Origin of the sequence: Synechococcus sp. HJ21-Hayes (assembly GCF_024345835.1) — a bacterium.
Lineage (GTDB): Bacteria > Cyanobacteriota > Cyanobacteriia > PCC-6307 > Cyanobiaceae > Vulcanococcus.
On the sequence record NZ_JAGQBW010000006.1, the window covers coordinates 109,106 to 127,389 of the forward strand.

At 63.9% G+C, this 18,284-nt stretch carries 20 protein-coding genes, 1 tRNA gene and 1 pseudogene; 12 read left to right on the forward strand and 10 right to left on the reverse strand.

Going from position 1 to position 18,284, the window contains the following annotated elements; all coding sequences use genetic code 11:
* The first annotated feature begins 6 nt into the window (after positions 1–6).
* Entirely contained in the window at positions 7–354 is a 348-nt protein-coding gene (locus tag KBZ14_RS06570) for an MGMT family protein (RefSeq protein WP_255117521.1), read from the forward strand.
* On the forward strand, positions 354–1,709 hold the full coding sequence (locus KBZ14_RS06575; RefSeq protein ID WP_399219603.1) for a 16S rRNA (cytosine(967)-C(5))-methyltransferase: 1,356 nt from the start codon (positions 354–356) through the stop codon (positions 1,707–1,709). The genes KBZ14_RS06570 and KBZ14_RS06575 overlap by 1 nt, the downstream gene beginning before the upstream one ends.
* Here the strand turns inward: KBZ14_RS06575 and KBZ14_RS06580 are convergent.
* Genes KBZ14_RS06580 through petP form a run of 3 tightly spaced genes read right to left on the reverse strand, consistent with a single transcriptional unit; the run spans position 1,706 to position 5,015 of the window.
* Positions 1,706–3,802 carry a transglycosylase domain-containing protein gene (locus KBZ14_RS06580; RefSeq protein ID WP_399210702.1) on the reverse strand — a complete coding sequence of 699 codons (2,097 nt, stop codon included), beginning with the start codon at positions 3,800–3,802 and terminating at the stop codon, positions 1,706–1,708. The genes KBZ14_RS06575 and KBZ14_RS06580 overlap by 4 nt on opposite strands.
* Positions 3,799–4,746, reverse strand: a complete 948-nt coding sequence (chlG, locus tag KBZ14_RS06585) for a chlorophyll synthase ChlG (RefSeq protein WP_399210732.1) — start codon at positions 4,744–4,746, stop codon at positions 3,799–3,801. Before chlG ends, KBZ14_RS06580 begins: the two co-directional genes overlap by 4 nt.
* Positions 4,747–4,802: 56 nt before the next feature.
* The gene (gene petP / locus KBZ14_RS06590; protein ID WP_255117524.1) at positions 4,803–5,015 is read right to left on the reverse strand and encodes a cytochrome b6f subunit PetP; all 213 of its coding nucleotides are present in this window, start codon (positions 5,013–5,015) and stop codon (positions 4,803–4,805) included.
* Between the two features lie 56 nt (positions 5,016–5,071).
* Here petP and hisF point away from each other — a divergent pair, with 56 nt between their 5' ends.
* The 4 genes from hisF (at position 5,072) to glyQ (ending at position 7,960) form a co-directional block, all read left to right on the forward strand.
* Positions 5,072–5,863: an imidazole glycerol phosphate synthase subunit HisF gene (gene hisF, locus KBZ14_RS06595; RefSeq protein ID WP_255117525.1), complete on the forward strand. Its 792-nt coding sequence runs from the start codon at positions 5,072–5,074 to the stop codon at positions 5,861–5,863.
* Positions 5,864–5,928: 65 nt separating this feature from the next.
* The gene (locus KBZ14_RS06600) at positions 5,929–6,255 is read left to right on the forward strand and encodes a hypothetical protein (RefSeq protein ID WP_255117526.1); all 327 of its coding nucleotides are present in this window, start codon (positions 5,929–5,931) and stop codon (positions 6,253–6,255) included.
* Positions 6,230–6,946 (forward strand): bifunctional demethylmenaquinone methyltransferase/2-methoxy-6-polyprenyl-1,4-benzoquinol methylase UbiE, encoded by a 717-nt coding sequence (gene ubiE, locus KBZ14_RS06605; protein ID WP_255117527.1) that lies wholly within the window; start codon positions 6,230–6,232, stop codon positions 6,944–6,946. Before KBZ14_RS06600 ends, ubiE begins: the two co-directional genes overlap by 26 nt.
* Positions 6,947–7,096: 150 nt before the next feature.
* Positions 7,097–7,960, forward strand: coding sequence for a glycine--tRNA ligase subunit alpha (glyQ, locus tag KBZ14_RS06610; RefSeq protein WP_255117528.1), 864 nt, complete (start codon positions 7,097–7,099; stop codon positions 7,958–7,960).
* Here the strand turns inward: glyQ and KBZ14_RS06615 are convergent.
* A complete protein-coding gene (locus tag KBZ14_RS06615) occupies positions 7,957–8,604 on the reverse strand; it encodes a LysM peptidoglycan-binding domain-containing protein (protein WP_255117529.1) in 648 nt (215 codons plus the stop codon). The genes glyQ and KBZ14_RS06615 overlap by 4 nt on opposite strands.
* Positions 8,605–8,662: 58 nt before the next feature.
* Here KBZ14_RS06615 and KBZ14_RS06620 point away from each other — a divergent pair, with 58 nt between their 5' ends.
* The 3 genes and pseudogenes from KBZ14_RS06620 to KBZ14_RS06630 form a co-directional block, all read left to right on the forward strand.
* A complete protein-coding gene (locus KBZ14_RS06620; RefSeq protein ID WP_255117530.1) occupies positions 8,663–10,651 on the forward strand; it encodes a ComEC/Rec2 family competence protein in 1,989 nt (662 codons plus the stop codon).
* Positions 10,652–10,688: 37 nt separating this feature from the next.
* Positions 10,689–10,773 (forward strand) — tRNA-Ser (locus tag KBZ14_RS06625).
* Between the two features lie 377 nt (positions 10,774–11,150).
* Positions 11,151–12,080 (forward strand): annotated as a pseudogene (locus KBZ14_RS06630) (IS5 family transposase); the annotation flags it as partial.
* A 248-nt stretch (positions 12,081–12,328) separates the two neighbouring features.
* Here KBZ14_RS06630 and KBZ14_RS15980 read toward each other — a convergent pair.
* Positions 12,329–12,409, reverse strand: coding sequence for a hypothetical protein (locus KBZ14_RS15980; protein ID WP_488657335.1), 81 nt, complete (start codon positions 12,407–12,409; stop codon positions 12,329–12,331).
* A gap of 2,159 nt (positions 12,410–14,568) precedes the next feature.
* On the opposite strand from KBZ14_RS15980, the gene KBZ14_RS06635 reads away from it, so the two are divergent.
* Positions 14,569–14,772 carry a hypothetical protein gene (locus KBZ14_RS06635; protein WP_255117531.1) on the forward strand — a complete coding sequence of 68 codons (204 nt, stop codon included), beginning with the start codon at positions 14,569–14,571 and terminating at the stop codon, positions 14,770–14,772.
* Between the two features lie 179 nt (positions 14,773–14,951).
* Here KBZ14_RS06635 and KBZ14_RS15985 read toward each other — a convergent pair whose 3' ends face one another.
* Together KBZ14_RS15985 and KBZ14_RS06640 are read right to left on the reverse strand one after the other, a co-directional pair.
* Positions 14,952–15,122 carry a hypothetical protein gene (locus KBZ14_RS15985; RefSeq protein ID WP_488657334.1) on the reverse strand — a complete coding sequence of 57 codons (171 nt, stop codon included), beginning with the start codon at positions 15,120–15,122 and terminating at the stop codon, positions 14,952–14,954.
* A gap of 62 nt (positions 15,123–15,184) precedes the next feature.
* Positions 15,185–15,484 (reverse strand): DUF8643 family protein, encoded by a 300-nt coding sequence (locus KBZ14_RS06640; protein WP_255117532.1) that lies wholly within the window; start codon positions 15,482–15,484, stop codon positions 15,185–15,187.
* Between KBZ14_RS06640 and KBZ14_RS15930 the strand changes: the two genes are divergently transcribed.
* Positions 15,371–15,817 carry a ribbon-helix-helix domain-containing protein gene (locus KBZ14_RS15930; RefSeq protein WP_399219605.1) on the forward strand — a complete coding sequence of 149 codons (447 nt, stop codon included), beginning with the start codon at positions 15,371–15,373 and terminating at the stop codon, positions 15,815–15,817. The genes KBZ14_RS06640 and KBZ14_RS15930 overlap by 114 nt on opposite strands.
* Here the strand turns inward: KBZ14_RS15930 and KBZ14_RS06645 are convergent.
* The 3 genes from KBZ14_RS06645 to KBZ14_RS06655 form a co-directional block, all read right to left on the reverse strand.
* Positions 15,722–16,015, reverse strand: a complete 294-nt coding sequence (locus KBZ14_RS06645; RefSeq protein WP_255117533.1) for a hypothetical protein — start codon at positions 16,013–16,015, stop codon at positions 15,722–15,724. The two genes, KBZ14_RS15930 and KBZ14_RS06645, sit on opposite strands and share 96 nt — an antisense overlap.
* A 234-nt stretch (positions 16,016–16,249) precedes the next feature.
* Positions 16,250–16,660, reverse strand: a complete 411-nt coding sequence (locus KBZ14_RS06650; RefSeq protein ID WP_255117534.1) for a low affinity iron permease family protein — start codon at positions 16,658–16,660, stop codon at positions 16,250–16,252.
* A 35-nt stretch (positions 16,661–16,695) separates the two neighbouring features.
* Positions 16,696–16,938 carry a DUF8674 family protein gene (locus KBZ14_RS06655; protein WP_255117535.1) on the reverse strand — a complete coding sequence of 81 codons (243 nt, stop codon included), beginning with the start codon at positions 16,936–16,938 and terminating at the stop codon, positions 16,696–16,698.
* A 116-nt stretch (positions 16,939–17,054) separates the two neighbouring features.
* Between KBZ14_RS06655 and KBZ14_RS06660 the strand changes: the two genes are divergently transcribed.
* Positions 17,055–18,251, forward strand: a complete 1,197-nt coding sequence (locus tag KBZ14_RS06660; RefSeq protein ID WP_255117536.1) for a glycosyltransferase — start codon at positions 17,055–17,057, stop codon at positions 18,249–18,251.
* The last annotated feature ends 33 nt before the right edge of the window (positions 18,252–18,284 follow it).

Sequence of the window (18,284 nt, forward strand, 5' to 3'; positions counted from 1 at the left end):
GCTCTTATGGCCTTGGGGAGCTTTGATCAGCGGGTGTGGCGCGTGGTGGAGCGCATTCCCCCCGGCCAGTTGGCCACCTACGGCCAGATCGCGGAGTTGATCGGGGCCTATGGCTGTGCCCGCCAGGTGGGCTGGGCCCTGCGGCGGCTCTCCCTGCCCTCCCCCGTGCCCTGGCATCGGGTGGTGAACGCCCAGGGGCGGATCGCCATGAGCCTGAGCCGCGAGGGCTCCGATTGGATCCAGCGTGAGCTGTTGATCGCCGAGGGAATACCGGTGGATGCCGCCGGCAGGCTGCCCCTCGCCCGTTACCGCTGGCAGCCCGCGGCCCCCTGGGCGCTAGTTGTGGAGCATTGATGCCCCGCTGGCCCTTGAGTAGCTCTCCCGTCACCACCACGGTGCCCAGGGGCCTGGCGCCACGGCAGCTGGCCTGGCAGGTGCTGCAGGCCGTGGCGGCCGGGGCCTATGCCGATGGTGCCCTGGAGCGGGAGCTGGGGCGGATGGAGCTCTCGGTGGCGGATCGGGGCCTGGCCACGGAGCTGGCCTATGGGGCGATTCGCCAGCGGCGCTTGCTCGATGCCTGGCTGGATCTGTTGGGCAAGGTGCCGGCCCAGAAGCAGCCTCCCAAGCTGCGCTGGTTGCTGCATCTGGGCCTCTACCAGCTGCTCGCCAGTGATCGCATCCCTGCCTCCGCGGCCGTGAGCACCACGGTGGAGTTGGCCAAGCGGGGTGGCCTGGCCAAGCTGGCCCCGGTGGTGAATGGTCTGCTGCGGGCTTGTTTACGTCGCCAGGAGGCCGGTGAGCCTCTGCCCATGCCCCAGGATCCCGCGGTGGCTCTCGGGGTGAGCCAGTCGCTGCCCCAGTGGCTGGCGCAGGATCTGCTGGCGTGGCTGCCTGCCGATCAGGCCGAAGCCTTTGGGCGTGCCTGCAACAGCCCACCAGCGCTGGATCTGCGGGTGAACCGGTTACGCAACAGCCGGGAGGCTGTGCTCCAGGCCTTGGCTGCAGCCGACGTGGCGGCCGAGCCGATCGAGCATCTGCCCATGGGGATCAGCCTCACGGGCCGCAGCGGTGATCTGCGCCAGTTGCCGGGCTACGAGCAGGGCCACTGGTGCGTGCAGGACCGGGCGGCTCAGCGCATTGCCCCGCTGCTGGATCCGCAGCCAGGTGAGCGCATCCTTGATGCCTGCGCAGCCCCGGGTGGCAAGAGCACCCATCTGGCCGAGCTGATGAACAACGAGGGCACCGTGGTGGCCCTGGATCGCGCTGAAGCGCGGCTGCGACGGGTAGCCCGCAACAGTGAGCGGCTGGGCCTTCCCTGCATCCACCCCCGCCACGGTGATGCCGCCACCCTGGTGGAGCGTATGCCGGAGTGGCGGGGCAGCTTCGATCGCATCCTGGTGGATGCCCCCTGCTCAGGTCTGGGCACCCTGGCGCGCCATGCCGATGCCCGCTGGCGCATCGAGCCGACGGCCATTGATGGGTTGGTGCTGTTGCAGCGGCAGCTGCTGGAGGGATTGCTGCCTCTGCTCAAGCCCGGCGGGCGGCTGGTGTATGCCACCTGCACGGTGCATCCCCGCGAAAACAGCGAGGTGATCGCCGCATTCCTGGCGGACCATCCCAGCTGGACACTGCTGGAGAACTGGCAGCTCTGGCCGGGATCCTCATCGGGCGGCGATGGCTTTTTTGCGGCGGCCCTCGCGGCTGGTTAGGGCAACGGGGGTGGCGGAGCCACGGGCGGCGGCGGTACCGGAGGTGCGGCCACTGGTACCGGTGGTGGCGAGGCCGGCGTTGCCGGTGCCGACTGAACGGGTGCGGGAGTTACGGCGCTCGGCGGTGTGCCCCTTGTGTTGCCTGGTGCCGGTGCTGTTGGCTCTGTCCGCGCGCCGGAGTCAAGCGGCTGCCCTTGCCATTCGTTGGGCCGGCGGATGTCGGCCTCTGGGTTGGCCCCAGTTTGCCTCCGCGGCTTGAGCGAGAGGGGGTTGAACTTGCCGGTGAGCACGGGCTTGGGCGGGAACTGGCGCACCGGCAGGTCTTGGGTGATCGGTGCCATGTAGGCCTGCCAGGCGGCCACGGCTGTGGCGCTGGTGCTGTTGGTGGTGCGGCTGTTGTCGTACCCCAGCCACAGGGCGGTGGTGAGCTGGGGGATCGAGCCGATGAACCACAGGTCGCGCCCCCCCTCGGAGGTGCCGGTTTTGCCGGCTACGGGGCGGTTGGGCAGGGCAGCACCGGCACCGGTGCCACCCCGCACCACCTGCTCCAGCATCCAAACCATGGCGTCGGCGATGTCGCTGGGCACCACCCTGCGGCCCGTATCGCCATCCACGCGGCGGCTCCACAGCAGGTCACCGTTGGGGCCGAGGATGTCCTCGAACGGCGTGGGTTTCACATACACGCCCCGGTTCGTGATGCCGGCGTAGGCGGCCGCCATGTCCAGTACCGTCTGCTCGGTGGCGCCCACCGCCAGGGGGTAGAAGCGCCCCAGCTCGCGGCTGATACCAAGGCTCTGTGCGGTGGCAATCACCTTGTCGAAGCCGAGTTTCTGCAACAGATCCACGGCCACGGTGTTGAGCGAGTTCTGCAGCGCCACCCACATGGGCACGCTGCCCATGTAGCGACCACCGAAGTTCTTGGGGCAGTAGCCGGCGAAGCAGCGGGCGGAATCCCGCATGATGTCTTCGGGTTTCATGCTCTCTTTCAGGGCCGTGAGATAGATAAACAGCTTGAACGTGGAGCCGGGTGAGCGCAGGGCCTGAACGGCCCGGTTGAACTGGCTGGTTTCAAAGTCATTGCCGCCCACCATGGCCCGCACCAGCCCGGTGCCGGGCTCCATGGACACGATCGCGCCCTCCATGTCGCCTGGGGCGTAGGCATCGATGGTTTTCTGAGCCTGCTCCTGCCAGCTGAGATTGAGGCTGGTGCGGATGGTGAGGCCGCCCACTTCCAGTTCCTCAGGGTTCAGTACCTTGGGCAGCTCCTGGGCCACCCAGCTCGTGAAGTAGGGGGCACGGCTGGTCCAATACTTGGGTTCAGCCGGTTTCAGCTGCAGGGGCGCGGCATTGGCCTGCTCCTGTTGGAGATCGTCGATGAAGCCGGCTTCGCGCATGCGCCGCAGCACCGTGGCCCGGCGCTCCAGTGCCAGATCGGGATTCACCAGCGGTGAATACACCGAGGGTGCCGGCGGCAGCCCGGCGATCAGGGCCGCTTCAGGCAGGGTGAGTTGCGCTGGTGTCTTGGAGAAATAGATCCAGGCCGCATCGGCCACGCCGTAGGCGCTGGAGCCTAGATACACAACATTGAGGTATTCCTCAAGGATCTGTTGCTTGCTGAGCTGGCGTTCCAGCTTCCCGGCCAGGGCGGCCTCCTTCAGCTTGCGGATGATGGTGCGGTCCTGGCTCAGGAACACCGTGCGGGCCAGCTGTTGGGTGATTGTGCTGGCGCCCTCCTCAACGGAGCCCTGTCTGAGGTTGCGCAGCATCGCCCGGGCGATGCCCGTGGGATCGATGCCGTCGTGTTGATAGAAGCGACGATCTTCGGCGGCGATGAAGGCCCGCTCCACCAGCTGCGGCATCTGGCCACTGGCCACTTTCTCGCGGGTGGCAGGGCCAAGCTTCTGAATGACCTGGCCATCGGCCGATAGCACCGTCACGGTGCCCGGCCGGTTGTACGCCTTCAATCGCTGCACATTGGGGAGCAGGGCATCACTTGCCTGCACCAGCAACAACTGAGCCCCAGCCACAACAACACCTGCGCCAGCACCGATCAGGCCTGCGATTAGCAGATGGCGGCGGCGCCGTTGTCTCACATCGTCAGGGGCAAGGCGCCTGCGGAGGTCACCAAGTCACTGTGGCCAATGGCAAGGGCTGTCACGAGCATTCCCAGCACCAGGAATGGCTGGGCGCTGGCCTGGTATTTCACATCGAAGGCAACGGGATCCCGTAGTAACCAGATGTCTTGAAAGGTGATCTGGGGAATGATCAACAGCACCAGTAGCACCGCGGCGAAATGCTGACCGATCGCGATCAGCACGGCAACCATGGCGAGTTGGAAAAGATCGATCATTCCGGCACTGATCCAGCTCGCTGTCTCGATGCCGAAGGCCACTGGCAGGCTCTGCAGCCCGAGGGCCCGATCCCCTTCCACGCTCTTGAAATCATTCACCACCGCAATGCCTAGGCCCGCCAGGGAGTAGGCCAGCGTCAGCAAGGCCGTGGTCCAGGTGAGCTGCCCGAACAGGGCTTGACCGGCCCACCAGGGCAGGGCGATGTAGCTGGCGCCGAGGGCGTAGTTGCCCAACCAGCCATTCTGCTTGAGTTTTAGCGGTGGCGCTGAATAGATGAAGCTCACGAAGGAGCCCCCCAGGGCCAGCAGGAACAGAACCGGCGTGGCGTGGCCGGCCCAGACATCGAGGCCATAGGCCACACCGAGGCCGGCGAGCAGTAGCACCCAGATCTGCACTTTAACCTGCCAGAGCGGAATCGCACCGGAGGGAATGGGCCGGTAGGGCTCGTTGATCGCGTCAATCTCGCGGTCGTAGTAGTCGTTGATGGTCTGGGTGTAGCCCGCCAGTAGGGGGCCGCTCATCAGCATGCAGGCGATCGAAGCGCCCACTTCCGGAAGGGTCCAGTGGAAGTTGCCGGAGGCCGCAGCACCGCAGAGCACTCCCCAGATCAGGGGAATCCAGGTCACCGGTTTCATGAGCTGAAGCCGGATCTTCCAAATGTTGGAGGTGCCGCTGGCACCTTTCATGCCCAGCAGCTGGCGGGCCCCACCACCCGAGGCGGCGGTGGGATTAGGGGAATCGCTCACGCTGCGGTGATCTCGTCGTCGAAGAACCAGGTGGTGGTCCCGTTGGCGAGCTCCACCACCACGCCGATGCCCTTGCCGTCGGTCACCTTGAAGTCCTTCACCGTGCCGGTGGCGTCGGCCTGGAGGGCCGTCACCAGATCAGCGGGAATGCGGTCGCGCACCCGGGTGACCCGCACCTTCGAGCCGATGGTGATGGCAGCCTGGGACATGTCCGGCGCAACTAGAAAAGTGGCGCAAGGCTAACCCGCTGCCAGCCCGTTCTTCCATGGTCGCCAAACGGATCATTCCCTGTCTTGATGTGGCCGATGGCCGGGTGGTGAAGGGGGTCAATTTCGTGGGCCTGCGCGATGCCGGTGACCCGGTGGAGCTGGCCTGTCGCTACAGCGCTTCCGGGGCCGATGAGCTGGTGTTTCTGGACATCGCCGCCAGCCACCAGGGCCGCGGCACCCTGGTGGAGCTGGTGCAGCGCACCGCTGAGGCGGTGACGATCCCCTTCACTGTTGGGGGGGGGATCAGCAGCGTGGAGGGCATCACCGAGCTGCTGCGGGCCGGTGCCGACAAGGTGAGCCTCAACTCCTCGGCCGTGCGCGATCCCGGCCTGGTAGCCAGGGGGGCCGAGCGCTTCGGCTGCCAGTGCATCGTGGTGGCCATTGATGCCCGTCGCCGCGAGGGGTCAGAGCCCGGCTGGGACGTGTATGTGAAGGGAGGGCGCGAGAACACAGGACTCGATGCGGTGGCCTGGGCCCAGCGGGTGGTGGCCCTGGGCGCCGGAGAGATCCTGCTCACCTCCATGGACGGCGATGGCACCCAGGCGGGTTACGAGCTCAACCTCACCCGTGCGGTGGCGGAAGCCGTGGAGGTGCCGGTGATTGCCTCCGGTGGGGCTGGCAGCATCGACCACATCGCCCAGGCGCTCCAACACGGCAAGGCGTCCGCGGCGCTGCTGGCGTCGTTGCTGCACGACGGCGTGTTGACGGTGGAACAGATCAAGGCCGACTTGCTCGGCCGTGGCCTGAACCTGCGTCCGCTGGATCCGGGGCTGCAAGCGGTGGGCTGAGTCGCGTCTGCCCGTTACCTCCCGTTACATTGGGCTCAGTTTCACCCGCTGCTTCAGCCCTGGCCGTGCCGGCGTTGCTCCAGACCCACTCCACTGCCTTGGCCGTTGTCCTGGTGGTCACCGTGGTGGCGATGGTGGCCTGGGCTTTGCAGCTGATGCAGGCCGCTGTCGACCGCAAGGAGTTCTCGCTCATGCTGGCCGGCTGCATGGTGTGTTCGGCCGCAGTGGGTCTGGCCACGGTGATGCTGATCACCTTCACCAGTGCCGATCGGCTCCAGGCCCAGGGCTATTTGAGTGGTGGTGAATCAGGCGCAGTGGAGTTGGCCTCGGGGGGTGTCAGTCTCGATTCCATTTCCCTCCCCTGGGATGCCAGCTTCCATTCGTCCCGGTGATCCCGATCAGGTCCGTGATCTATTCGATCAGATCGCTCCTGCCTACGACCGCCTCAACGACACCTTGAGCCTCGGCCTCCATCGCCTCTGGAAGCGCCAGGCGGTGGCGTGGCTAGACCCCGCCCCTGGCCAGAGGCTTCTGGACCTGTGCTGCGGTACCGGAGACCTGGCCCTAGTGCTGGCCCAAAAAGTGCGCCCCGGCGGGTTGGTGCTGGGCCTGGATGCGGCGGCGGCGCCCCTTGGTCAGGCCCGGCGCCGGGCCGCCAGTCAGCCCTGGTTGCCGCTGGAGTTTCGCCAGGGTGATGCCCAGGCCACCGGCTTGGCGGCGGGCTGGGCCGATGGCGCTGTGATGGCCTACGGACTGCGCAATCTCCAGGATCCCGCCGCGGGGTTGCAGGAGCTGCGGCGGCTGCTCAAGCCCGGCGCCCGGGCAGCGGTACTTGATTTCAACCGCCCCGTCGATGGGGCTGGCTTCACGGCGGGTTTCCAGCGGTTCTACCTGCGGCAGCTGGTGGTGCCCTTAGCCCGTAGGGCGGGTCTGGAGCCCCAGTACGCCTATCTGGAGGAGAGTCTGCGGCGCTTCCCCACGGGAGCACAGCAGGAGCAGCTGGCCCAGTCTGCCGGCTTCGCCCAGGCTCGCCACCGCCGGTTGGCTGCTGGGCAGATGGGCCTGCTGCAACTGGTGGCTTGAGGGGCGGGGCCTTGGGGCTTGGCGGGGTGGCGCTCCAGCACTCTCCTGAAACCTGCGCAGCCTGTACGGATTTCAGGAGGCGCCTCGGCAGACCCTCTCCGCTCCGGACCCGCCGCCATCGACAATGGCGCCACGAGCGGCCAGCCCCCAGTGCATTTTCAGGACATCATCCAGACCCTTAACCGCTTCTGGGCCGAGCGGGGCTGCCTGATCCTGCAGCCCTACGACACCGAAAAGGGCGCTGGCACCATGAGCCCCCACACGGTGCTGCGGGCGATCGGGCCGGAGCCCTGGGCTGTGGCTTACCCCGAGCCCTGCCGCCGGCCCACGGATGGCCGCTATGGCGATAACCCCAACCGGGCCCAGCACTATTTCCAGTACCAGGTGCTGATCAAGCCCAGTCCTGATGCCATCCAGGAGACCTATCTGGCTTCGCTGGAAGCCCTCGGCATCCAAGCCAAGGACCATGACATTCGCTTCGTGGAGGACAACTGGGAATCCCCCACCCTCGGCGCCTGGGGCGTGGGCTGGGAGGTGTGGCTCGATGGCATGGAAGTGACCCAGTTCACCTACTTCCAGCAATGCGGCGGCCTCGATTGCCGGCCGGTGTCGATCGAGATCACCTATGGCCTGGAACGCCTGGCCATGTACCTGCAGGACGTGGAGAGCATCTGGGACCTCAGCTGGGACGGCAACCGCTCCTACGGCGACATCTGGCTGCCCTTTGAAAAGGGCCAGTGCACTTATAACTTCGAGGCCTCAAACCCCGAACGGCTCAAACAGCTGTTTGCCATTTATGAGGCCGAGGCCGCCGATCTGGTGGCCCAGAAGCTGCCCGCCCCAGCCCTGGACTTTGTACTCAAGTGCAGCCACACCTTCAACCTGCTGGAGGCTCGCGGTGTGATCTCGGTGACCGAGCGCACCGCCACCATCGGCCGCATCCGCAACCTCGCCCGCCAAGTGGCTGAAGCCTGGCTGGCCGAGCGTGAGGCCCTGGGTTTCCCCCTGCTCTAAGGCGCGGGCGGTACGGGCACGGCGGGTCCATCGAGGGTGTTGCTGCAGAGGTCGAGCACGATCCGCTGGGGAACGGAACCCGGTAGGGGTGTTTCCCATGGCTGCCATTGGCCATTGATGCGCCAGGTTTGGCGCAGGCTCTCGCACTGCACCGCCACGGCGGAGGCGGCTGATCCACGCACGCCGAGGTCGGCCGCGGATGCTTTCACCAGCGTGATGCGCACACCGCCGGGGTGGAGTTTCCAGCCGGCCCAGTCCACCGCCGTGGTGTTGAACCATTTCCAGCGAGCCTGGCCCGAGAGCTCCCGCAGTTCAAGCTCGGCCCGGTCTCTGCGTTCGGCTGGGCTCAGCAGCAGGGCCGCGGAGGCATCACCGCTGCTACCTGGGGGTGGCGGTGGCGCCAGTTCCGCTGTCGGTTTGCCGGGCAGCGTGAGGATCTGACCCACCTGCAGCAGGGTTGGGTCCTTGATGCCGTTGATGCGGATCAAGGCCTCAAGGCTCACCCCATGCCGGATGGCGAGTTGCTCCAGCGTGTCGCCCTCCGCCACGGCGATGCTGCTGGCCCGGGCTGCGGGGTACGGGGCCAGCAGAACAGCGCTCAGCACCAGGCAGCTCAGCAGTCCAGGGGTGGCGGAGTGGCGCACGGTAGTGGGGAGCGCGGCCGAACCCTAGGGGAACCCTCAGGGCACCGCCTGGCCATCCATGCCCGCTGCCCTGGTGTCCCTGCTGGTGATCGCCCTGGCCATCGGGGTGCTGCCCCTCCCCTGGCCTCTGCAGTGGGCGGCTCTGGTGGGTCTGCTTCTGCTGGCGGTGCTATTGGCTCGCCGCTGGGGGCTGGTTCTGCTGTTGGTGCTGCCCATCCTGTTCGGCTGGGGACTGCTGGCCCAGCCCCAGGCAGGACCTACCGATCCCGTGCGTCTGATTCCGGCGGGTGCGGTTTCGGCGCCCGTGCAGGTGCGCGGCCAGCTGCTCTCGGATCCCACGCTCGACCCCTCAGGTGCCAGCTGCCGGGTTGTGCTGCAGAGCAGGGCGGGTCGCACGGAGCTGCGCTTTCAGCCCTGCCCGCGGCTCCAGCAGGGCTGGCGGCTGCAGGTGAGTGGGGTCCTGGGGCGTCCACGGGCGGCGGCCCATCCCTTGCTTTCTGGCTCGGCCGAACGCTTGGCCCGGCAGGGGGTGTGGAGCCAGTTGCGCGTGCAGCAGTGGCAGGTGTTGGAGCGTCCGGCTACGCCCATGGCCGATCTGCGCCGTCGCATGGCGGCCGCCCTGTTGGCGGTGGGGGGGGCGGATGCAGGCGGGGTGCTGGCCGCGCTGGTGTTGGGCAGTGCCGTGGTGCCAGTTCCCATGGCAGTGCGCGAGGCCTTTCGGGTGGCGGGGCTCTCCCACGCCCTGGCGGCCAGCGGTTTTCATCTCACCGTGTTGCTTGGCGCTGTGATGGCCCTTGGCCGCTCCGCACCGAAGCCCGTGCGCTGGCTGCTCGCCCTGGGGGCGATGCTGTTGTTCCTGCTGTTGGCCGGGCCGCAGCCCTCCGTGGTGCGGGCTGTGCTGATGGGGGCCGTTGCCTTTGTGGTGCAGGAGAGCGGCCGGCGTGCCAGGCCCCTCGGCGTGTTGTTGCTTTGCCTGCTGCTGATCCTGCTGGTAGCGCCTGCCTGGCTCCTGGACGTGGGCTTTCAGCTCAGCGTGGCCGCCACCGCTGGCCTGATGCTCACGGCGCGGCCGCTGGAGCAGGCCCTGGCGCGGTGGCCGTGGCCCACCTGGGCAGCGGCAGGCATCGCCGTGCCCTTGGCCGCGTCCCTCTGGACCTTGCCCCTGCAGTTGCTGCATTTCGGCGCCCTGCCCCTCTATGCCGTGCCCGCGAATCTGGTGGTGGCGCCACTGCTGTCGCCCCTCACCCTCGGGGCGATGGCCATGGCGGTGGCGGCTGTCACGTTCACACCGTTGGTGACGCTGCTGGGCTGGGCGCTGGTGCCCCTCACCCGGATGTTCCTCTGGTTGGCGGCGTTCTTCTCAAGCCTGCCTATGGCCCAGTGGCAGCTGGGCAAGGTACAGCCGTTGTTGGTACTGGTGTTTGGCCTGGGGCTGTTGCCATGGCTGTTGCTGGAGCAGGCCTGCGGCCGCCGCTGGCGCTCCTGGGGGATGGCAGCGATGGCGGCCGTGATGGCGGTGCACCTGGGGTTGCTGCATGGCGATCAGCTGTTGCTGGTGCGCGAGGCGCCGCGGGATTGGCTCGTGGCGCGCCATGGCGGCCGGGCAGCTCTGATCACCAGCGCCGCCGATGGCCTCAGCTGCAGCCGGGCGCGTCAGCTGGCCGTGGGTTTGGGTATCCAGCGTTACGACTGGGCTTTGCTGCTCGATCCCGTGGCCGCCGAGGGGGCCAGTTGCTGGCAGGCGCTCACCCCCACCCTGGTCGAGGGGCTGCAGCTGGGGCAGCGGCTGGCCAGCCCTGGCCTGCAGGTGGAGCCTTTGGCGGAGGACAGCCAGGCGCTGCTGTTGCAAGCTGGCCGCCTGCAGTGGGGATTGCTGCCGGATCGTCAGGCCTGGTGGAGCTGGCAGCGTCAGCCGCAGCGGAGGGTGGATGGCCTGTGGCTGGGATTTGAGCCGGGCCGCCGCGAGCGCCAGGCCCTTCCATCACTGCCAGCCAACCGCCTGTGGTTCCCTGCTGCCGGTTCACCCAGCGGTTGGCGCCAGGCCTGAAGCCTGCCCCTCCATCCGTACACTGGATGGGTCTCCTGGAGAGGTGGCTGAGTGGTCGAAAGCGAACGACTCGAAATCGTTTGAAGGGAAACCTTCCGTGGGTTCGAATCCCACCCTCTCCGTATCAAGCACGTCCCACGAGGACTACTCAAGTCCCACTTCCCTTGCGGCAGTGGGATTTTTGCTATGCGGACGGCCTGGGTTTGTCCACCGCTGATTCATGGTGTCTGCACCTTGTGCTGTTGGATTGCCTTGATGGCATCACGGGTGTGGTTTAGGGGAAGGGATGTCAGTACTTCGGAATGGATTTCGCGAGTCTTCCAATTCTGGTTCTTTTGATCTAGGGAGACTCTGGAGAACCAGCACCTTTCGCGGGAGAATGATCCTGTGATCGCAGGCCAGAACTGGGGTGATGGGCAGCAAGTAACTCGGCTTCTCGGATTACGAGCTCACCACCGCCCCTACCTCGACCAACGGTCGAGCGTGGCGGAGCCACTAGAAGCAGACCAAACGGGAGACGTTTCTCTCTGAGATGGAGGCGGTGGTGCCCTGGCAGGCGCTGATCGAGCTAATCGAGCCCCACGACCCCAAAGCGAGTCAGAAAGGAGGCCGGCCTCCCTATCCACTGGCCACGATGCTGCGGGTTCATCTCCTGCAGCAGTGGTCTTCGCTCAGCGACCCGGCGATGGAAGAGGCCCTGATCGAGGTGCCCAGCATGCGCTGTTTTGCTGGCATCGAGCTGATCAGTGACCGGATCCCTGATGAGACGACGATCCTGACCTTCCGCCACCTGCTGGAGAAGCACGATCTAGGGGAGCAGATCTTTGAGACTGTCAAAACCCACCTCAGTGCTCGGGGCATGACGATGCGGCAGGGCACGATCGTGGATGCCACCTTGATCGCGGCGCCCAGCTCCACCAAGAACAAAGAGGGGAAGCGGGATCCGGAGATGCACCAGACCAAGAAGGGCAACCAGTGGTACTACGGGATGAAAGTCCATATCGGTGTCGACAAGGACTCCGGCCTGATCCATTCAGTCGTCACCACAGCCGCCAACGTGCACGACCTCACCCCAGCGGCTGAGCCGTTGCATGGCGATGAGGAGGTTGTTTACGGCGATGCCGGCTACCCAGGCATCGCCAAAAGACATGAGCTGGCGGGCCATGCAACAACATTCCGAGTGGCGATGCGGCCGGGGAAACGCCGAGCACTGCCGGATATACCTGAGGGCCGGTTGGAGGATCTGGTCGAAACCGCCAAGGCCCACATCCGCTCAAAAGTGGAGCACCCATTCCGGGTGATCAAACAGCAATTCGGATTTCAGAACACCCGGCTGCGCGGCCTGGCCAAGAACAGCTGCAAGATGCATGTGCTGGCAGCCTTGACGAATCTGTTCCTGGCGCGGCGGCAGTTGCTAGCGACAGTCTGAGTATGGGAATGGTGTGTCTAAACGCCCTAAATCAGCCTCAGAAATCAGTTAAAAGAGGCTGAGAATGAGCCCATAGAGCCGCCAAGGCATGGTCTCAGACGCAGATCAGGGCCAAAAGCAGCATGGCCGATCTCAGCGGCTGCTCATGCCCCTGTTGCCCAGAAATTTCCTAGTTCTCTTTGGCGCACGATGGTTCCAGCAGCTTATGCATAGTGATGACTCTCTTATCCCCGCTGCCGACTCTTTGCTCAGATTCGCTCCAAGGACCGACGGAACTCATTATCCTTCATCGGCCGTGCCAGGTTGTGCTTGCGGATGGTACTGCTGATCCACTAGACCTGAAGACCGCCAAAGGCAAGAGCGAGCAGTCCCAGTTGCAGGTGTCCCCAGGTTGAGACATCCATGACTCACGAAACATCCTCAGTTCGTAGAATCTATTTCTCCCCCTGCTCTGCGTGAGGTCCTAATGCCTCTACTGCCCCGCTGGCGTTTCATGACCGATGAGGCAAAGGCGCTCACCAAGCGAACGGCCATCTCTGCTGTGGTCGTGTTAGCCGCCCTAGTGCTGCTAAGGGCTCTGCTGCCTTGGGTTGTGGTTGCCGTGATCGCCTGGTGGATTTGGAAGGCGGTTAGCAAGTAACCGGCAGTTGGCTTTGGATGTCCTTGCCCGATCTCCGGCCCGACTTGTTCGGGATCCCAGTGGAGGAATTCCGTGGCCATTCCTACGTCTCGTCCATGCCTTGGAACTTCTTCGGGTGGTCATCGCATAACGCCCTTGTTGCCTCCCGCCATTGGGCGGAAGGCCTTGTGGCATAACAGGATGTCGGACTGCTCTCAGGACTGGCTGGCGCAGACGCGCATCTCAATAGGTGGTGTCGCCAGGGCATTGGATTGTTGCCGTTTTGGCGATGGCATCACGGGTCGGCAGTAGCGGGGCGCCAAGGAGAAGAAGCAGTTGTTTTCGTACTGCGAGACCTGTCAAGGTGGAGGGTTGGTGGGTGCTGTGTCGTAGCGCACTTGCTTCAGTGCCCCTTGCCAGAATGGTGACGCTGCTTCCTTCCAGCTCGGAACACCGCAAGGCCGGGGGCAGTACCCCGTCTTGTTCATGGCAGCTCCAGGGAGGGCTCGATCATCAAGGCTCCCCAGGGTGCCAAGCAGGGATCCGCTGCTGTCTCTGCAATGGCCATTCGCGTTGATAGGGCTGGTGCGGTGACGTATCACATCCCCGCTTGCGTTGGCCTCAACCGCACTGCCACGCCTGTGAAGAGTGATGGAGCAGGCCCCTGGGCGGGCGCCCCTCGCTGCAAGCTGGAAGAGATCCTTAAGGTTTTGCTGTGTTCGGTTCCTGGTCCAGCAAGTGCTCCAATTGCGCCAACTACTCGGGATCCCAGCAGTCGTGTGGGTTCTGTCGGGTTTGGGGCGCGGTGGTGCTTCCGGATTCGAACCTCACCAGGCAGTGCCCTCATTGGGCTAGTCGGGAAGCAGTCAGGGTTGCTTCCGCTTGAGCGACCGATCCCTAGGACGACCATCTGACTAAGCGATCTGCTTCGGACCTTTTCCTCTTCGTGATCATCGTAGTCGCCAATGCTGTCGGGGATTTACCACCCACTCTGGTGCTCAATGGCTGCAAGCCATCCCTGCTGTTCATGCCGCTGTCGATGATGTTGTTGGATTGCTGAGGTTCCACTCGCTGACAGGGTGAACTGCCTAAGTGGTGTTGGGGTGGTGTTTTTAAGTTTCCATTGCAATCGCTGCCTCGGCCCTTCTACTTGATTGGGTACCTGATGTGTAAATAGCAAGATCGGCAGTCCTTACGCGTAGGGCGGTGAGGACAAGGTCGCCAATTCCCAGGTCTGATTCTGCTGATATTGAATGCGTTCCTTAGGGTGATGAAGCGCTCTTCAGTCAGAATCGATATCTGCTCAGTCGCTGAACAGGCGAGTTGCAATCAGTTTGGGCATCAGCGTTGCGCAGAGCCCCTCAAGCCTCGGCAGGTGTGAAGAAATGCCCGCTTCGTGAGGACATGTGTCCCGCCCTGGCGGTTTATTCGTGATTCCTTTAGAAATGAGGGAGTAGTCGGAGTTGTTCTGAGAATCACTATTTTCCCGTCCTTGTTGGCGCTGGTGGCCCTGTTTGGTTTCCTCTTGTTGGAGCTTGTACTGCAGGTCATTGCCTGATTTCCCTGCCTTGCCGCAATAGTCGTTGCGGTGGCACCAGTCAGTGGCAGAGGAGCCGTCGTCACAAAAAAACCAATCGATTCGTCTTGCTGTTGTCTGCTTGATCTTGTTTTGCTGATCTTGTCTGTACTACTGCCATTGTCCAGAGGATTGCTGATTGCCCAAGGAAAGGGGCGCAAAACAGCGCGTTACGGCTCCTCTCTCGTAGCCCAGCTGTGGTGGATGCCGTGATTCCAGCGCTTCTGCTCTGATGTGCGGTGAAGCATGATGGCATCATTCACTGGCTGTTGCTCCCATCTGATTGACCTGATATGACGTTCACGATCTACACCCACGACTCCTGGGGGCTTGTCACTGTTGGCCACTATCAGTCCCTTGATCAGGCAAGAGAGGTATTCCATGCTCTCTGCAACGACCCTTGGTACAAAGACGATGGAACCGTCAAGGGCTTGGAGTTGATGCAAAACGTAGAGGAGGGAGCTGGCTTGAGAATCGACTGGTTTGCGTTTCAGTAGGCCTGAGCCTTTTGGGCAATCGCCTTGTCCTTCTCATCTGCAGCAACGTTGCACTTGGTCCCTATTGGAATTAACGCCTATAAAAAAGCGGACCCGTCCAGGACCCGCTCGATGACCAGCATTATTCTATGAACTTGTGTGAAGGTACCGTGGGGTCTTGGGCTTGCGGGCTTGAGGTTTCAGCTCCTCCCTTGATCTCGCTGCCAGGTTTGCTCCAGTGCCTCTCTGAAGGTTTCAGTGCTACTGGAGGTTCCCAGGGGTTTCCGCCGGAACGCCGTGGTGAGCCGCCAAAACTTGGTGCCAGCCGCCAGCGCAAACACCAGCCATGGCACGAGAATCCAGAATTGCATGATGTTGATTGATTGTGCCGGGCCTGAACTTCAGGTGTGGCCGGTATGAGGCCTGCTAGTCATTAGTAATTATCGCCGTATTTCACTTCGGTGCTGGCATTCATCAGTTCCACTGTGGTTTGATAGCCTTTGGCCACGGTCAATTCATGTTGAATGCCGATGTCCCTGAGAGCATCTATGTCGAATTGCGGGGCGGTGATCCAGCTGAAGCCCTTGCCGAAGGTGTTGTCTGGATTCACGACATACCAGTGACAGGCTGTATCCGGAACGGACACAGAGCATTTGGTCCAGTCATTGTCCCATTGCGGGACCTGGACGAAGGACAGGGCCGCAAAGAGGAGGCCAAAAATATTGAGAAACATGGGACGCTTTGGGAATCTTTACAAAATCTATCATGGGTTTTGGTTTTTGATGTTTTGTGCGTTTCCCCTGGTCTGGCCATTGCGGGCCGGTCTGGGGCGGGCGCTGCGACCTGCGGCAGGTTGCGGCAGAGTGCGCTGACATGCGGTGTTGGGTTGGTCGATCCTGCCTTTTTGCTTGATCCATCTCGGTTCCCGCGGCGCCTGGATCTGGATCTGTCGGATCAGGCGGTGGAGCGTTTACAGCGTCTCAGCGCCAGCACGGGCAGGTCGGTCTCCGACCTCGCCGCCGATCTTCTTCAGCAGGCCCTTGCCGACATGCCGTCCGATCCCTGAATGGCTTGGGCCGGGCCCGTCAGCGCGCTCAGGCGCTGTGGCGAGGCCCTGCGGGCCGGTGCTGATCTTGGGGGCTCTGATCTCCTCGATCAGCTCGTCGCTCTCCTCTAGGCCCTGCTCGATCAGATGGGCCGCTGGGTTACTCAGGGGAGAGTCCTGCACGGTGGCTGCGCTGCTCCAGTGCCAGACACGTGGCATAGGGAAGGATCACGGATATCCTTTTGGGGCTTCTGCTCTGGGCCCTGAGGGGTGAGCCGCAGAGGCGTTGTCAGTCGCATAGTCCATGCGAATTCCGTCTGGTGGATAGGTTCATTTTGCTTCGGTGTTGGGTCGGTTGCAGCCTGCTCCTGGTAACGATTTGCGTTCTTGTTCGAAGCATCAGGGCGTCGTGTGGCCTGGCTTCGTCGTCATGACTTCTGCGGATCCCCTGGTTCACACCTCGGGGCTGTCTGTGTCTTCCCAGCCCTGCAGGATGGCTTGCTGTGCATCCCGGGCTAGGGCTTCGTAGCGATCCCTGAATGCATCCAGCTGCATGTCTGTGCGCTCCTCAAGGTCGAGCAGGGCGTTGTGCGCACCTTTGGTGGCTCGGATCAATTCGTCCAGCTTGATCTGCACGGCTTCCGTATCCCGGTTCTGCGTGTGCTGGATCAGAAACACCATCAGGAAGGTGATGATCGTAGTAGCCGTATTGATGGCCAGCTGCCACGTGTCGCTGTAGTGGAAGAGGGGGCCTGTGGCCAGCCAGAGCAACACCGTGCCGCAGGCCAGCATGAAGGTGCCCGATTTTCCCGTTGTTCGAGCTGCAATCTTCGAGAGCGTGCCGTACCAGGTCTTGGATTCCATGGTTCCTGCATCAATCTGCTCAGCCTTGGTTGGCCTCAGCTGTGGAAGAGCAGCACCAGGCCCTTGCTCACCTGGTGAAATTCTCGTTCCTCGCGGCTTAGGTCGAGGCCCACTTCCAGGCCCTCTTTAAGGGCGTTGTCGTAGGGCGGTGGCGTGGGGGGGTGACCCTCGATCCACAGGGCCGCAATCCCCACTGGCGTGGCATGCCAGCTGAAGCAGGATGTCTGTCCGATTGACGGCTCTTCGAGCGCGTCCTCCAAGAGCTCGCGGATCGGCATGGCTGGCTAACGCTGCCAACAGCATCGGGAGCCAGGCCGCAGGCGGCAATCAGCTGAGAGTTTTTGTGATCTCACGAGCAAGCTTTCTTCAAGAGCTGCCTTCTACGCTGGCCTCCATGCCTGCCCTCCCCGGCCCGATTGCCCTCGTGCACGAGTGGTTCACGCCGCGGTCCGTGGGTGGCGCCGAGTTGGTGGTTCGTGAGCTGGATCCCTTGCTCGACCAGCCCCAGCTGTTTGCCTTGGTGGATGGCGAAAGCCGCCATACCGGCAGCTGGCTGCAGGGGCGCAGCATCCGCACCAGCTTCATCCAGCGACTGCCGGCTGGGGTGACTCATGTGCAGCAGTACCTGCCGCTGTTGCCCCTGGCGATTGAGCAGCTCGACCTGGCCGACTATCCCTTGGTGGTGAGTAGCAGTCATCTGGTGGCCAAGGGGGTGCTCACCAGCCCCGATCAATGCCACGTCAGCTACGTGCACACCCCTGTGCGCTATGCCTGGGATCAGATGCACGCCTACCTGCGCCAGTCGGCCCTGGGCCGCAGTGGCTTGGGCCCTTTCATTCGCTGGCAGCTTCATGCCTTGCGCCAGTGGGATCTGGCCAGTAGCCGGCGGCCCGATCAGCTGGTGGCCAATTCCCGCTTCACGGCCCAGCGGATTCAGCGCTATTGGGGCCGGGAGGCCGCGGTGGTGCATCCACCCGTAGCCGTGGATCGTTTCCGCTGGGATCAGCCCCGCGACGACGTGTACCTCTGCCTCTGCCGCCTGGTGCCCTACAAGCGGGTGGATCTGGTGGTTGAGGCCTTCAACCGCACGGGCTTGCCATTGCTGGTGGTGGGGGATGGCCCCGAGCGGGCCCGGCTGGAGGCCATGGCCAAGCCCAACGTGCAGCTCTTAGGGCGGCTGAACCAGGAGCAGGTCAGTGCGCTGATGAGCCGTTGCCGTGCCTACGTGTACGCCGGCCTCGAGGATTTCGGCATTGCACCGGTAGAGGCCATGGCCGCCGGGGCCCCCGTGATTGGCCTGGCCCAGGGTGGGCTGCTGGACACCGTCCGCTGCCTGAGCAGTGGCTGTTCCCAACCCACGGGTCTGCTGTTTCCCCACCAGAGCGTGGCGTCGCTGGTGGCTGCGCTCGAGCACTTCCACCAGCAACGCCTGTGGCACGACCTGCCGGCCGAGGGGCTGCGGGCCTGGGCGGAGCAATTCGCCCCTCACCACTTCCGCGCGCGCATGGCGGTTGTGATCGAGCGTGCCTGGGCCTTGCATCAGCGGGAGCTGCAGGCGAGATCCCAGCCCCTGTCTGTGCCTCTGGGGTGAGTGACCTCCTCCACCTCGGCCCAGGAGTGGCCT

Bases quoted from the DNA above. Each gene is read 5' to 3' on its own strand.
- KBZ14_RS06640 (WP_255117532.1), bottom strand. From the start codon at position 15,484: ATGTTTCTCAATATTTTTGGCCTCCTCTTTGCGGCCCTGTCCTTCGTC.
- KBZ14_RS06620 (WP_255117530.1), top strand. From the start codon at position 8,663: ATGCCCGCTGCCCTGGTGTCCCTGCTGGTGATCGCCCTGGCCATCGGG.
- petP (WP_255117524.1), bottom strand. From the start codon at position 5,015: ATGTCCCAGGCTGCCATCACCATCGGCTCGAAGGTGCGGGTCACCCGG.
- KBZ14_RS06570 (WP_255117521.1), top strand. From the start codon at position 7: ATGGCCTTGGGGAGCTTTGATCAGCGGGTGTGGCGCGTGGTGGAGCGC.
- KBZ14_RS15985 (WP_488657334.1), bottom strand. From the start codon at position 15,122: ATGCAATTCTGGATTCTCGTGCCATGGCTGGTGTTTGCGCTGGCGGCT.
- KBZ14_RS06635 (WP_255117531.1), top strand. From the start codon at position 14,569: ATGACGTTCACGATCTACACCCACGACTCCTGGGGGCTTGTCACTGTT.
- KBZ14_RS06650 (WP_255117534.1), bottom strand. From the start codon at position 16,660: ATGGAATCCAAGACCTGGTACGGCACGCTCTCGAAGATTGCAGCTCGA.
- ubiE (WP_255117527.1), top strand. From the start codon at position 6,230: ATGCCAGCTTCCATTCGTCCCGGTGATCCCGATCAGGTCCGTGATCTA.
- KBZ14_RS06660 (WP_255117536.1), top strand. From the start codon at position 17,055: ATGCCTGCCCTCCCCGGCCCGATTGCCCTCGTGCACGAGTGGTTCACG.
- hisF (WP_255117525.1), top strand. From the start codon at position 5,072: ATGGTCGCCAAACGGATCATTCCCTGTCTTGATGTGGCCGATGGCCGG.
- chlG (WP_399210732.1), bottom strand. From the start codon at position 4,746: ATGAAAGGTGCCAGCGGCACCTCCAACATTTGGAAGATCCGGCTTCAG.
- KBZ14_RS06645 (WP_255117533.1), bottom strand. From the start codon at position 16,015: ATGCCACGTGTCTGGCACTGGAGCAGCGCAGCCACCGTGCAGGACTCT.
- KBZ14_RS06575 (WP_399219603.1), top strand. From the start codon at position 354: ATGCCCCGCTGGCCCTTGAGTAGCTCTCCCGTCACCACCACGGTGCCC.
- KBZ14_RS06655 (WP_255117535.1), bottom strand. From the start codon at position 16,938: ATGCCGATCCGCGAGCTCTTGGAGGACGCGCTCGAAGAGCCGTCAATC.